This window comes from Desulfovibrio intestinalis (assembly GCF_014202345.1).
Taxonomy (GTDB): domain Bacteria; phylum Desulfobacterota; class Desulfovibrionia; order Desulfovibrionales; family Desulfovibrionaceae; genus Desulfovibrio; species Desulfovibrio intestinalis.
Map to the genome: position 1 here is coordinate 318,076 of NZ_JACHGO010000004.1, position 12,352 is coordinate 330,427.

A 12,352-nucleotide genomic window follows, 5' to 3' on the forward strand; every position below is an offset into this window, starting at 1 on the left:
GTAACAACATGCGAAAACTGACTATCATCGGCAGCGGCCCCGGCGGGTATACGGCTGCATTCGCAGCGGCCAGAGCCGGGCACAGCGTAACACTTGTAGAAAGCGCGGCCGTGGGCGGCACATGCCTGCACACGGGCTGCATTCCCACCAAGACCTTCAAAAGCTCGGCCGACACGCTGGAAAAAATCCGCCACGCAGGCAGCCACGCCATCGCTGGCTGCTCCGGGGCCGCCATCGACATGCCCGCCCTGCTTGCACGCAAGAATAATGTTACCGGCCTGCTGGCGTCCGGACTGGAAAAAACGTGCGCCAGCCTTGGCATCACGCTGATGCGCGGACGAGGCAGGATAACAGATTGCCGGGAAGTGGTGGTGACCACACAGGAATGCTCCATGCCTGTAGCAAGCGACAACGTCATTATCGCCACGGGCTCACGCCCTCTGGACCTGCCTTCTTTGCCCGCAGATCATAAGTATATCCTGAACAGCGACGATGTACTGCAGCTGGAGCATGTGCCTGCGTCCGTCGTTATTGTCGGCGGCGGCGTCATCGGCTGCGAAATGGCTTGCATTTTCAGGTCATTCGGCGCAGCCGTCACCGTTATCGAGGGGCAGAGCCGTCTGCTGCCCATTCCGTCGGTTGATGCAGAAATGAGCAAGCTGCTGCTGCGGGAAATGAAAAAAACGGGGATTCGCGTCGAGCTCGGCAAAACCGTCAGTTCTGCCGTGACGGAACAGGGTGTTGTAAAACTGGTGACAGGTGCCGCGCGGCCGCAGGATGCCGGGCAGGTTGCTGCGGGCATGCTGGAAGCGGAGGCCGTCTTTGTCACTGTGGGACGGGAACCCAGAACCCAGGGGCTCGGCCTTGAAGATGCGGGCATAGCCATGACGCCAAGAGGCTGGATCGAGGTGGATGACTGCCTGCAAACATCCATGCCCGGCGTATATGCCATTGGCGACGTTCTTGGCCCTGAAAAAGTCATGCTGGCCCATATGGCCTCGGCCGAAGCCGAACATGTGGTGGCGCATCTGGATGCACCCGCGCCCTGCGATTACAGCGTCGTGCCTTCGGCCATCTTTACCACGCCGGAAATCGGCTGCGTGGGGCTTTCGGAAGAACAGGCGGCGGCCTGCGGTTTGCCAGTTCGCAGCACGCTGCTGCAGGTCAGGGAGCTGGGCAAGGCTCACGCCATGGGTGAAATTGCCGGAGTGTTCAAGCTGGTGACCCATGCTGAAAACAACACCATTTTGGGCGCACATCTTTGCGGCCCGCACGCCACTGACCTTGTGGCAGAAGCCGCCCTGGCCATCCGCACAGGTGCAACGGCTGATGCCGTGGCACACACCATTCACGCTCATCCGACACTGGCGGAAGGTTTTTACGAACTTTGCCACAAGGCCGCACGGCAGTAAGCCCAAAGAGCCGGCGGCCGGATTTCAGACGCGCATAAACAGTAGAATCCCCGTGGAAAACCACGGGGATTCTACTGTTTATCATGATGCTGCCGCAGCGGAACATACCCCGCCAGAATTCAGACGGCAGGATACTCAGGCAAAGTTATAGCCAGCTTCAAGAGCCTTTATGTTGGGGGGGATAAGCTTGGCGTAGTGGGCGCTTATCACGCGGTTAAGCGCCTCTTGCACCACGGCAAGCGGCAAACCGCCCGTGGCCTTGAGCCATGCGCCCAGAGCCACCATATTGGCCATTTTCACATTACCCAGGTCGTGCGCCATATCGTTGGCCGGGATGTAGACCGTGCGCAGGGCTGCGTCCAGAAGTCCCTTGTCCACCAGAGAAGCGTTGACCACCTGCACTCCGTCCTTGTGCAGGCGGGGCTGAAACTTGGTCAACGAGGGTTCGTTGAGAATAATGGTAGACAAAGGTTCACGCACCAGCGGCGACCCGATGGCGTGTTCATCCATCACAACGGTGCAGTTGGCCGTACCGCCGCGCATTTCTGCGCCGTACACGGGGATGAAGCTTACCTCAAGGCCGTGCTCCATGCCTGCCTGGGCCAGAAGGTTGCCTATCAGCATGACTCCCTGGCCGCCGAACCCGGCGATTATGACGTCCTGATACTTACTCACGGCCTGCCTCCCCGGCTTCCTGTCCCGCCGTTACGTCCTTGTACACACCCAGCGGAAACACAGGAATCATAGCCTCGGCAATGCGCTTGTTGGCGGCAATGGGGTCCAGATGCCAGTTGGTGGGGCAGCCGGAAAGCAGCTCGATGAAGCCGAAACCAAGCCCCTGCAACTGCACGTCAAAAGCTTTGCGCACAGCGCTTTTTGCGGCGCGCACGTTTTTGACGGAGTCCAGTGAGCAACGCGCGGAATAGGCTACGCCGTCCAGCTGGGCCATAATTTCGGCCATGCGGATGGGCCCGCCTTCATTGTTGATGTCGCGGCCCTGGCGTGTCGTAGTGGTTTTTTGCCCCAGCAGGGTGGTCGGGGCCATCTGCCCGCCCGTCATGCCGTACACCGTATTATTGATGAAAATGGTGGTGATTTTTTCACCACGGTTGGCGGCGTGCAGGGATTCGGCCATGCCGATGGCGGCCATGTCGCCGTCGCCCTGATAGGTAAACACCACAGATTCGGGCCGGGCGCGGCGCACGCCCGTAGCCACGGCGCAGGCGCGTCCGTGCGGGGCTTCAAGGCCGTCCACATTGAAATAGTCATAGGTAAAGGTGGCGCAGCCCACCGCAGCCACAAGAATGGTACGGTCTGCCACGCCCAGTTCGTGCAGCACCTCGCTCACCAGCCTGTGGGCGATGCCGTGGTGGCAGCCGGGGCAGTAGTGGGTATGGCGCTCGTTGAGCACGGGATTTACGTCAAAAACCAGAGTTTCGCCCTCTTGCGGCAGCCATTGGGCGTCTATTTGCTGAACTGACATGGCTATTTCTCCTTGAGGGCCTGTAGCATGGGATCACGCAAAGCGTCAGCCCCGATGAAAAGGCCGGGCATGATGCCGTGCCAGAGCACGGAAGAACCGGTTATGCCGGGCTGGGCAAAGAGTGCCAGCCGGACATCTTCCACCATCTGCCCCGTATTCTGTTCCATAACCAGAAAGCGGCGGCCAGGCGCAATGGCGCGCAGGGCCTCTTCAGGAAAAGGAAAGAGCGTGATGGGACGGAACAGGCCTATCTTGTGCCCTTCGGCCCGCAACTGGCGTATGGCACTGCGGGCGATGCGGCCAATGGAGCCAAAGGCCACCACCACAAGTTCGGCGTCTTCAACGTCCACGCATTCCCAGGCGCATTCGGCTTTCATAGCCTCATGTTTCGCCATAAGCATACGGTTACGTTCGGCCAGCGCGCCTTCAGCCAGGTACACAGACTTGAGCAGACGCGGAGACGCTCCTGCGCCACGCTTGCCAAAGCCTTCGAGCCTCCAGTCCTTGCTCATGGCCGCCAGAGCTTCCGGCGATACAGCGTCAGCCGGGGCCACGCGCCGCACGGGTTCCTTTATCTGGCCCACAATGGCGTCGCCAAGCACCATGACCGGGTTGGCGTACTTGAAGGCCAGGGCAAAGGCGCGAAACATGAAGTCATAGCATTCCTGCGCCGTGGCCGGAGCCAGCGTCAGATTGCGGTGGTCGCCGTGACCGCCGCCCTTGACTGCCTGAAAATAGTCGCCCTGCGAAGGGCCAATATCGCCAAGGCCCGGGCCGCCTCGCTGCATGTTGACCATAACGCCGGGGATATGGCTGCCCGCCATGTAAGAAATGCCTTCCTGCATGAGGGATATGCCGCAGCTTGAAGAAGACGTGAGCGCCGGTATGCCGCAGGCAGCAGCGCCCAGCAGCATGTTCACCGCCGCCACTTCGCTTTCGGCCTGCACAAACTGGCCGCCGTTTTCCGGCAGCAGCGAGGAGAGCACTTCGGGAATTTCGTTCTGCGGCGTGATGGGGTAGCCGAAATAACAGCGGCAACCTGCGTCCACAGCGCCAAAGGCCACGGCTTCGTTGCCTTTTATGAGAATACGTTCAGAGGAGTTTTGGCCCTGACTCATGCCTCGCCTCCCTTCTTGTTTGGACCTTTGAACACGCGAATGGCCACATCGGGGCACATAATAGCACAGGATGCGCAACCAATGCACCGCCCGTCCATTTCCATAACCTCGTAACCCTGACGATTAAAACGGCCGGAAGGCCGCAGAATATGCACGGGGCAGGCTTCCACACACAGGCGGCAGCCTTTGCAGCGTTCTTCCAGAAAAACGACTCGTGACATGTATGCTCCTTGAGGTGCCTTGCCCGCTGCGGGGGGAGGGAAACGGACAGTCTGGCGACAGGCCCGTTCCGCGAAGCTTTGCCGTCAAAGCCTCGTCAATGCCCTGTCATGCCCCGGCGGGACAACCCCGTGAGGCAAGACGGCCACAGGCCGCCGCCGTTCCGGCATGCCGGAAAAGCGGACAACCAGCGGCAAAGGGCGTCAGCGGATCAGCATGGCATCCCCATATGAAAAAAATCTGTAACCCTGGGCGACGGCCTCTGCGTAGGCATCAAGCATGCGCTTGCGGCCCACAAAGGCTGATACCAGCATGAGCAGTGAAGATTCCGGCAGATGGAAGTTGGTCACCAAACCATCAACCACACGGAACGGCCTGCCGGGATAAAGAAAAATATCTGTCCAGCCCGTGTACGCCTGCACGCGGCCACACAGTTCCGCTACGCCCTCAAGAGCGCGTAAACTGGTGGTGCCCACGGCAATGACGGGCCTTTTTTGCGCACGCGCCTCGGCAATGGCAAGGGCAGTGGCTTCGGGAATTTCTACATATTCCCGATGCATGCGGTGGCTGCGGATGTCGGCGTTGCGCACCGGGCTGAATGTGCCATACCCTACATATAGGGTCACTTCCGCCCATTGGAAGCCCCTTTCGGCCAATTTTTCCCGCAGGGGCGGCGTAAAGTGCAAGCCAGCCGTGGGCGCGGCCACAGAACCTGTCTTGTCCTGACGGGCATAGACGGTCTGGTAACGGCTCAGATCATCCTCGGCATCGGGCCTTTTGATATAGGGCGGCAGGGGAATATGCCCGGTTGCCGCAAAGGCCGCCGCCAGATCCCCCTTCCAGGCCAGACGCACACGGCGCTGCCCGAACGGGCCGGATTCCAACACGGTCACGCTAATGCCCGCGCCAAAATCAAAGGATTCCCCTTCACGAATGCTGCCGCCGGAGCGCACAAGCCCTTCTGCCTCGGCGGAAAAGCCGCCGTTTTTGTCGGTCTTGGCCATCTCCACCACTAATGGCAGGGGCGTGAGCAGCAAAAATTCCACCTTGCCGCCCGTGGAGCGCGTACCGAGAAGACGCGCCTGCAAAACACGGGAGTTGTTTGCTATCAGCAATGCCCCTTCGGGCAGGCAGTCCGGCAAGTCGCTAAATTTTTCGTGGCGCAAGTCCAGTGCGCCGGTACGCGGCATGACCAGCAGCCGTGAACCGCCCCGTTCGTCGGGGGGAAACTGGGCTATCTGTTCTTGCGGCAGGTCAAAACGGTAATTTTCCAGTAAAAAATCCGCTTCCTCAATATGCATGGCTTCCGAGCCTTGGTTATATGTTCCCGCCCTTTCCGGCCCTGCTGCTCTTGTCAGCGCAAGGCGTTGAGGCTAGGGTGACGTGATTGCTCCCCTCGATATGACGAAGGGAGGGAAGGAGTATAGCCATGCGGCGGCCTCTTGTCATCCTTACGTTACTGTCACTTCTCGCTACCCTGCCGGGCTGCGCGTCTATCGGGCTGGAAAATCCTTTTTCCAACGACCCTCTGACTGGCGGCACGGACACTGCCACAAGCCTGCTGCTTGGCGTGCCCACGCCTGCGGGCATGCAGCGCTATGGCTCACATGGCTTTCAGGACTTTGGTCCCGGCGGCGGACGCCAGGGCCTGGAAGTTCTGCGCGGCCAGGTAGATACAGGGTTTGCGGCGCAAATCATGTACTCCGGCCTGCAAGGCCAGGGCTGGCAATTGCGCATGGCCCTGCGCAAGGGTGCGCGCGCCGTCTATGTTTATGACCGTGGCGCTACTATGGCTGTGCTGACCTTTGAAAGCCAGACCATGCTGACTGTTCTGAATATCTGGGTTGCAGACCGCCTGCCCGACGGAGCGCCCCTGCCCATGCAGGACGCCGCCAACACGGGCAACAGCGGCACTGGCGGCGATTCCGGCGGCCTTGGCGGCTCAAGCGATTCCGGCGGCATGAATACCTCGCCGCAGGGCGGGCATTCGAGCCAGAGCAGCGGTTCGTACGGCGGCAGCAACAGCAGCGGCGGCGGTCTACAGGAGCGAAGCCTATGAACGATCAGAAAAGCGGCCTGAAAACGCCCTTTGACCACAGCACCCGCTTTGAGCACAAACGGCTGCATCTCGGCGTGTGCGGCTCCGTGGCCTGCTACCGGGCTACGGATCTTCTCCGGGCATGGCGCGGCATGGGCATCCACGTCTCGGTCACGCTCACGCCCGGGGCGCGGCGTTTTGTAACACCCATGCTTTTTGAATCTCTGGGGGCGACACCTGTCTATGAAGACATGTTCACCCAGGGGCAGGAGATTTTCGCCCATCTGGAACCGGGGCAGCACGCGCATGCAATGGTCGTGGCCCCTGCCTCGGCTGACGCGCTCTTTCGCCTTGCCCACGGCGCTGCGGACGACATGCTGGCCGCGCAGGCTCTGGCCTTTGACGGCCCCCTGGTCATCGCCCCGGCCATGAATCCGCGCATGTGGGCCAACCCCGCCACCCAGGCCAATGTGGCCCTGCTGCGCGAACGGGGGGCCTGCATCGTTGCGCCCGGTTGCGGCGGCACTGCCTGCGGCGATGAAGGCGAAGGCAGGCTTGCCCCCCTGCACGACATTTTTCTGGCTGCCTTGCGGACGCTGACTCCGCAAGACATGGCTGGCAAGCGCGTTATGGTCACCCTTGGCCCCACGCGTGAGGCATGGGACGGCGTGCGCTTCTGGTCCAACCCATCCAGCGGCCTCATGGGCGCGGCACTGGCCGTCTGCGCATGGCTGCGCGGCGCTGAAGTGACGGCCATCTGCGGCCCCGGCGTGCGCACCCGCATGCCACAGGGCATCGCCCGGCGCGACGTGATCAGCGCCAGAGACATGTACGCGGTGGCCGCCAGCCTGTGGGCGCAGATGGATGTGGGCATGTTCACCGCAGCGGTGGCGGATTTTTCGCCCAAGCCCATTGGCGGGCGCAAGTTTAAAAAGGCCGAGGCCCCGCAGGGGTTCAGCCTGGACTTCCAGCCCAACCCTGATATTTTGCAAAGTCTTGCGGAAAAACGCGCGCCCGGCCAGAAAATTCTGGCCTTTGCCGCTGAAACCGCACCGGACATGCACGCCCTGCTGCCCCTGGCCCACGCCAAACTTGGCCGCAAAAAGGCCGACCTTCTGGCGGGCAACCTTGTTAACTGCGCAGACAGCGGTTTTTGTTCCCCCACCAACAGCATGGCTGTGGTGGACGCCAACGGGCGCGAAGAAATCTGGCCCAACCAGAGCAAGGCCGACGTGGCCTGGGAGTTGTGTTCGTGGCTTTTGCGTATGTAAATCCCCTGTCCGCCCTCTGGCAGCGCCGCGGGTTATCCAACCTGCTCATGCCCGAAGGATTTGACGCCTTTGCGGCGCCGCAGCCCGAGACCGCTGCCCGCCCGCCAGTGCGCGGAGCCGCGGGAGGCACTTCAACAGCCTACACTGGCAGGCAGGGCGCTCGTCCCGCGCCCTCCGGGCAAGCAGGCCCTTCCGGACAGGCAGGACAAGCCGGACAGGCCGCGAGGACACCGCACCGTTCAGCCGCACAATCCTCTCAAGGCACAGCCCGCACCGCACCTGCTGGTGTTGCGCCCCGCGCAGAATCCGCCGCGCCGGAAACCACGTCTGACAGCCGCCTGTGGAAGCCCTTGCCGCCGCATGTCTGGCCCGCCCCCTGGCGCCAGCAACTGGAAAAAACCCGGCCCGGCCTGATCCTGTGGACGTATTGGAATCTCGGCCTTGACCTCAGCGACCCTCAGGCTGAAGGCCGTCTTGAGCGCAGGGGCTTTTTGCAAAAACTGCTTCAGGATCTGGCGCACCCTGCCGGAACCCACACCTTCTGGCCCGCTGGCCTGCCCGCCGCGCCGGAAGACCGCATGCCCGATCAGGAAGAAGGTCTTGTGCCCCATGCGGACGCCTTCTGGTCAGGGGCCTCACGCCTTGGCGCGCGCGGCGTGGTGGTTATGGGATCGGCAGCAGTTAAGGCTTTGGGGCTGCCCCCCGGCCTGCGCCCTCTGCAACAAACCCGCTACAAGGGGCATATGGTGTGGGTACTGTGGGATGTGGACTATATGCAGCGTGAAGATCAGCGCTATGCCTCCATGCTGGCTTTTTTACGGCAAGCTCTGCGACAGGTCGCCCGCTAACGTATTTCAGCCTTTCAAGGGCAAGGTGCGTGGCAGCAACTACAGCGGCCCCCTGCCCCTTGAGCATGCCCCGAGCGAAAATCACGTTCTTTCGAAACGCCATGCTGCGATGTCAAATTTTCAAAATGAATATTCTCCGATTTTGAGACGGTTTGGCCGCGAGGCTTCTGCCAGCGGGGTCTCGTCGCGCCAGATATGGAGCATGGTAACTTCGGGCAAGCTTAAAGGCTCCAACCCTGCACGAGAGTTTTACGCGACGCACCACGGCACGGGTTTAGCCAAAAATCGTAATTTTGGCAGAATAACAATTTTAAAGCGCACAGCGTTTCAACGGTAAATTGCTTTCGTATATTGGGTCACGGCCACATAAGGGCAGACATGCCAGGCACAGCCCTGCGCTGATTTCAATGCTGGCTGTCGTCAATGTTTTTCAGGTTCGGAGGATTTTGTGTTTATTGCCATCGGCCTCATGTTTCTGGGCATTGCCGCGGGTTTTTTGTTGCGCGGCAAACCGCTGGCCACCCTGCTCACACGCTGCGTCTCCCCGGCTATTGTGCTGCTGCTTTTTGCCCTTGGCATTTCAGTGGGAGGTAACAGCATCCTTATGGCCGCCCTGCCGGAGCTGGGCGGCACAGCCATCGTGCTGACTCTTGCAGGCATAGCGGGGTCTCTTGTCTGCGTGCTCTGCATCCGCCGCTTTTTCCGCCAGCCGCCGGAACCCGCCGCCCTTACCCTGCTTTCTGCCGCCGCGTCTTCTGACGGCATGGCCTCGCCCGCCTCCGGTAACAAGGATGCACGCTCATGAACGGCAGCCTCGTTATTATGGGCTTTTTTATTGCAGGGCTGCTGCTGGCCCGTGCCGGCTTTGTGCCGGACTATTTCATTGAGCATGACATGACGCTCTATGTGTTGTGGCTGCTTATGGTTCTTGTGGGCATTTCAATGGGGTCGGACAGACGGCTTGGAGAGATGCTGCGCACCCTGCGGCCCCGCGTTCTGCTGCTTCCCCTTGCCACTACGGTGGGCACCTTTGCGGGAACAGCCCTGGTCAGTCTTTTTCTTGCGTACAGCGCAGCCGAATGTATGGCCGTGGGTGCGGGCTTTGCCTATTATTCACTCTCGTCCATCTTCATCACGCAGTACAAAGGGCCGGAACTGGGCACCATTGCCCTTCTCAGCAATATCAGCCGCGAACTGATAACGCTGCTTTTCACGCCTCTTATGGTGCGTTTTATCGGCCCAACGGCGGCTATCAGTTGCGGCGGGGCTTCCACAATGGACACAACCCTGCCCGTCATTACACGCTATGCCGGAAACCAGTGGATATTTATCGCCATTGTACATGCGCTGGTGCTGGACTTCAGCGTGCCCTTCTGGGTGACTTTCTTTTGCGGCATTTGAGGTAATAACAGGCAGGAATTACGCTGGCGGCGAGGGCTGGCATCTGTCATGAACGCAATGTGGCGCACCGCCTTGCCAGAATGGAAAAAAACTATAACTATATAAGCGGAGCCAGAACACTGCCCCCGGAGGATATGGATCATGGCCCGAATGCGCTCAGCCAAACAAAAACTGAAGGATTGCATCAATAGTCCAGAATGGCGCACCCATCTGGATGAAATCGCAGAAGGCGGCCTTGAAAACGTCGGACCGCTGTTTTCATTCCTGCTGCTTGGCCCCCAGACCATGCACAGGGCAGCCGTGGCGCTGGGGCAGGTGACAGCCCGCCTTGCCAAAAGCCAGCCAGAAGCGGCCAAAAACATCGTTCGCCGCCTCATGTGGCACCTCAATGAAGAATCCGGCAATATCGGCTGGGGCATCCCGGAAGCATTTGGCGAAATTCTGGCAGCCAGCGAGCCCCTTGCCAAAGATTTTCACCGCATCCTCATTTCCTACATCATTGACCTCGGCCACGACGACAATTTTTGCGACCACGCCCTCCTGCGTCGCTCTTGCTACTGGGCCATCGGACGCCTTGCGCAAGACCGCCCGCAACTGTGCCTTGGCGCGCGTAAATGGCTGATTCACGGTCTGGAAGATGAGGATATCATCTGCCGGGGCATGTCTGCCTGGGCCTTGAGCCAGTTGCCGCCCGACCTTATGGACGCCCCTGCCTTGCGCCGCCTGGCTGAAGCAGAGCACGACGAGACATGCGAGCTTTTTGACGGCAACGACATTTATGAAAAAGGCGTCAGCCAGATAGCCCGCGAGGCTCTGGAAAAACTTGCGGGCTGAGGCCAGGCCACAGCCCGCCGCTTCAGTTCACCGTTTCTGTCTGGCGCAACGCCAAGCGCGTCAGGCGGGCATAGCAGGCATAACGGCCTGACGTAACGGTATGGCGCATCCGCCAAGCGCTTCAGATGGCACTTCAGCAGGCGCTCTCAATGAACGCGCCAGCCGTGCCCTGCGCAGCCGTGTCTTAGTTCCGCCGCGCAAAACAGGCAGTTCTGCACAAAAGGCATCACGCCTTTTGCCGTGCTTATTCTCAATTATAATACAGCCTGCTTTCAGGCCGGAGAGTTCCGGCCCGAAAGTGGCCTGCCCATCAGCCCTGCTAGAGCAGATTAACTTTGAGAATATATATTCTCAAAGTTTAAGACACGCTCGCTACGGCGGGCGTCTGCTCACGCAGCCATCTGAGCACTTCAAAGTTGAAATACTCCAAAAAAATTTACTGCTCCAGAACCTTCATACTTGCCAGCCAGCGCGAGGCGCAATGTATCCGCGCCGGAGCCATTGCGGTGCCGCCTGTTTTTCAGTGTAGAACATCCTCACTATCAGTCTGCTCCAGCACTTACCCTCGGCCACTTGCCGGAAGCAGCACAGGCTCGCACATAAAAAACAGGGTGGCCCAAGACATAGCCCTTGAACCACCCCACCAAAGCTGGCACCCGCTGCAATGTGCAAATCTTTTTGTTTTATTTAAGTATGTTATCAATGTTACGCACAAATATTTCTTCTTTTACGCACACCCCGTAAATGGCTGAATGCACAAAAGCATTGCGCATCAAGGCTCCGCCACTGCAATGATTCACTCGGCCGCCGGGTGTAGCGTTACCCCAGCTCATAGGCGCTCAGCGGCGCGCCCATGGCCCGGCCATGCCAGGCGAGGCTGCCGGAAGCTTCCGGTGCGGAACCGGCAATAATCATGAGCGGTATAAGGTGCTCTTCGCGCGGATGCGCAAAACGGGCTTCGGGGGCCTGCGCCCAATGGGCCAGCCTTTCTTCTCTTTCGGCAGGGTTTGAGTGACACACGGTTTCCGTCAGCCATGCGTCAAACGCATCCGCCCCTGGTATGGGCTCGTTGCTGCCATAGCGGAAGGCACGCATGTTGTGAAAGCTCATGCCGCTGCCCACAAAAAGCACGCCCTCATCCCGCAGGGGAGCCAGAGCCCGCCCGAGCGCCAGATGCTCCCTGGGGTCAAGCCCGCGCTTGAGCGAAATCTGCGCCACGGGCATGTCTGCCTGCGGAAAAGCCAACAGGCCCGGCACAAAGACGCCGTGGTCGTAATCCCGGGTGCTGTCTTCGGCCAGCTTCATGCCAGCGCCGGATGTCAGCTGCCGCACGCGCTCCTTCAAATCTGCCGCAGGGGCGGGCCAGTGCAGATCATAGGTGTGCGGAGGAAAATCATAATAGTCATAATACAAACCCGGCTTGGGTGTGGTCAGCAGGGTAAACTCCGGCTCTTCCCAGTGTGCGGAAAAAAACAGCACGGCACGCGGTTTTTCAGGCAGGGCTGCCGCATAGGACCCCAGCCAGGTTCCCAGAGCGTCCCACGTGTCCGGGGGATTCCAGTCCATAAAAAAGCAGGGTCCGCCGCCGTGAGGGATATAATATGCTGGAATTTTCGACATGATTTTTCCTTCTTTTATGACTGCTCCACAAGAGCCATTCACACAGGGAATAGCCGCTTTCGATGTTTGGGGATAGTCACCGCAGTTTCAAAACTAGAGCAAATTAAC

13 protein-coding genes are annotated in these 12,352 nt (G+C 59.9%); 7 read left to right on the forward strand and 6 right to left on the reverse strand.

Annotation, left to right across the window (positions count from 1 at the left end):
• The first annotated feature begins 8 nt into the window (after window positions 1-8).
• Window positions 9-1,412 carry a dihydrolipoyl dehydrogenase gene (gene lpdA / locus HNQ38_RS08125; protein ID WP_183719239.1) on the forward strand — a complete coding sequence of 468 codons (1,404 nt, stop codon included), beginning with the start codon at window positions 9-11 and terminating at the stop codon, window positions 1,410-1,412.
• Window positions 1,413-1,547: 135 nt separating this feature from the next.
• On the opposite strand, the gene HNQ38_RS08130 is transcribed toward lpdA, so the two are convergent.
• The 5 genes from HNQ38_RS08130 to queA all read right to left on the reverse strand — a co-directional run bounded on the left by HNQ38_RS08130 (window position 1,548) and on the right by queA (window position 5,533).
• Window positions 1,548-2,087, reverse strand: a complete 540-nt coding sequence (locus HNQ38_RS08130) for a 2-oxoacid:acceptor oxidoreductase family protein (protein ID WP_183719241.1) — start codon at window positions 2,085-2,087, stop codon at window positions 1,548-1,550.
• On the reverse strand, window positions 2,080-2,895 hold the full coding sequence (locus HNQ38_RS08135; protein ID WP_183719243.1) for a thiamine pyrophosphate-dependent enzyme: 816 nt from the start codon (window positions 2,893-2,895) through the stop codon (window positions 2,080-2,082). Before HNQ38_RS08135 ends, HNQ38_RS08130 begins: the two co-directional genes overlap by 8 nt.
• A gap of 2 nt (window positions 2,896-2,897) precedes the next feature.
• Window positions 2,898-4,013 carry a 3-methyl-2-oxobutanoate dehydrogenase subunit VorB gene (vorB, locus tag HNQ38_RS08140; protein ID WP_183719245.1) on the reverse strand — a complete coding sequence of 372 codons (1,116 nt, stop codon included), beginning with the start codon at window positions 4,011-4,013 and terminating at the stop codon, window positions 2,898-2,900.
• Window positions 4,010-4,234: a ferredoxin family protein gene (locus tag HNQ38_RS08145; RefSeq protein WP_183719247.1), complete on the reverse strand. Its 225-nt coding sequence runs from the start codon at window positions 4,232-4,234 to the stop codon at window positions 4,010-4,012. The genes vorB and HNQ38_RS08145 overlap by 4 nt, the downstream gene beginning before the upstream one ends.
• Window positions 4,235-4,435: 201 nt before the next feature.
• Window positions 4,436-5,533: a tRNA preQ1(34) S-adenosylmethionine ribosyltransferase-isomerase QueA gene (gene queA, locus HNQ38_RS08150; protein ID WP_183719249.1), complete on the reverse strand. Its 1,098-nt coding sequence runs from the start codon at window positions 5,531-5,533 to the stop codon at window positions 4,436-4,438.
• Window positions 5,534-5,661: 128 nt separating this feature from the next.
• Here queA and HNQ38_RS08155 point away from each other — a divergent pair, with 128 nt between their 5' ends.
• The 6 genes from HNQ38_RS08155 (at window position 5,662) to HNQ38_RS08180 (ending at window position 10,624) form a co-directional block, all read left to right on the forward strand.
• Window positions 5,662-6,291 (forward strand): hypothetical protein, encoded by a 630-nt coding sequence (locus HNQ38_RS08155; RefSeq protein WP_183719251.1) that lies wholly within the window; start codon window positions 5,662-5,664, stop codon window positions 6,289-6,291.
• On the forward strand, window positions 6,288-7,541 hold the full coding sequence (gene coaBC, locus HNQ38_RS08160) for a bifunctional phosphopantothenoylcysteine decarboxylase/phosphopantothenate--cysteine ligase CoaBC (protein ID WP_183719253.1): 1,254 nt from the start codon (window positions 6,288-6,290) through the stop codon (window positions 7,539-7,541). Before HNQ38_RS08155 ends, coaBC begins: the two co-directional genes overlap by 4 nt.
• Window positions 7,523-8,389, forward strand: a complete 867-nt coding sequence (locus tag HNQ38_RS08165) for a hypothetical protein (protein WP_183719255.1) — start codon at window positions 7,523-7,525, stop codon at window positions 8,387-8,389. Before coaBC ends, HNQ38_RS08165 begins: the two co-directional genes overlap by 19 nt.
• 448 nt (window positions 8,390-8,837) lie before the next feature.
• Window positions 8,838-9,194, forward strand: coding sequence for a LysO family transporter (locus HNQ38_RS08170; protein ID WP_183719257.1), 357 nt, complete (start codon window positions 8,838-8,840; stop codon window positions 9,192-9,194).
• Window positions 9,191-9,790 (forward strand): LysO family transporter, encoded by a 600-nt coding sequence (locus HNQ38_RS08175; protein WP_183719259.1) that lies wholly within the window; start codon window positions 9,191-9,193, stop codon window positions 9,788-9,790. The genes HNQ38_RS08170 and HNQ38_RS08175 overlap by 4 nt, the downstream gene beginning before the upstream one ends.
• A 141-nt stretch (window positions 9,791-9,931) precedes the next feature.
• Entirely contained in the window at window positions 9,932-10,624 is a 693-nt protein-coding gene (locus tag HNQ38_RS08180) for a DVU0298 family protein (RefSeq protein ID WP_183719261.1), read from the forward strand.
• 819 nt (window positions 10,625-11,443) lie between these two features.
• Here the strand turns inward: HNQ38_RS08180 and HNQ38_RS08185 are convergent.
• A complete protein-coding gene (locus HNQ38_RS08185; protein ID WP_183719264.1) occupies window positions 11,444-12,244 on the reverse strand; it encodes a DODA-type extradiol aromatic ring-opening family dioxygenase in 801 nt (266 codons plus the stop codon).
• Window positions 12,245-12,352: the final 108 nt, after the last annotated feature.

What these genes read in the sequence shown, in the direction of transcription:
- HNQ38_RS08145 (WP_183719247.1), bottom strand. Translation starts at nt 4,234, where the DNA reads ATGTCACGAGTCGTTTTTCTGGAAGAACGCTGCAAAGGCTGCCGCCTG.
- queA (WP_183719249.1), bottom strand. Translation starts at nt 5,533, where the DNA reads ATGCATATTGAGGAAGCGGATTTTTTACTGGAAAATTACCGTTTTGAC.
- lpdA (WP_183719239.1), top strand. Translation starts at nt 9, where the DNA reads ATGCGAAAACTGACTATCATCGGCAGCGGCCCCGGCGGGTATACGGCT.
- HNQ38_RS08185 (WP_183719264.1), bottom strand. Translation starts at nt 12,244, where the DNA reads ATGTCGAAAATTCCAGCATATTATATCCCTCACGGCGGCGGACCCTGC.
- coaBC (WP_183719253.1), top strand. Translation starts at nt 6,288, where the DNA reads ATGAACGATCAGAAAAGCGGCCTGAAAACGCCCTTTGACCACAGCACC.
- vorB (WP_183719245.1), bottom strand. Translation starts at nt 4,013, where the DNA reads ATGAGTCAGGGCCAAAACTCCTCTGAACGTATTCTCATAAAAGGCAAC.
- HNQ38_RS08175 (WP_183719259.1), top strand. Translation starts at nt 9,191, where the DNA reads ATGAACGGCAGCCTCGTTATTATGGGCTTTTTTATTGCAGGGCTGCTG.
- HNQ38_RS08135 (WP_183719243.1), bottom strand. Translation starts at nt 2,895, where the DNA reads ATGTCAGTTCAGCAAATAGACGCCCAATGGCTGCCGCAAGAGGGCGAA.
- HNQ38_RS08155 (WP_183719251.1), top strand. Translation starts at nt 5,662, where the DNA reads ATGCGGCGGCCTCTTGTCATCCTTACGTTACTGTCACTTCTCGCTACC.
- HNQ38_RS08180 (WP_183719261.1), top strand. Translation starts at nt 9,932, where the DNA reads ATGGCCCGAATGCGCTCAGCCAAACAAAAACTGAAGGATTGCATCAAT.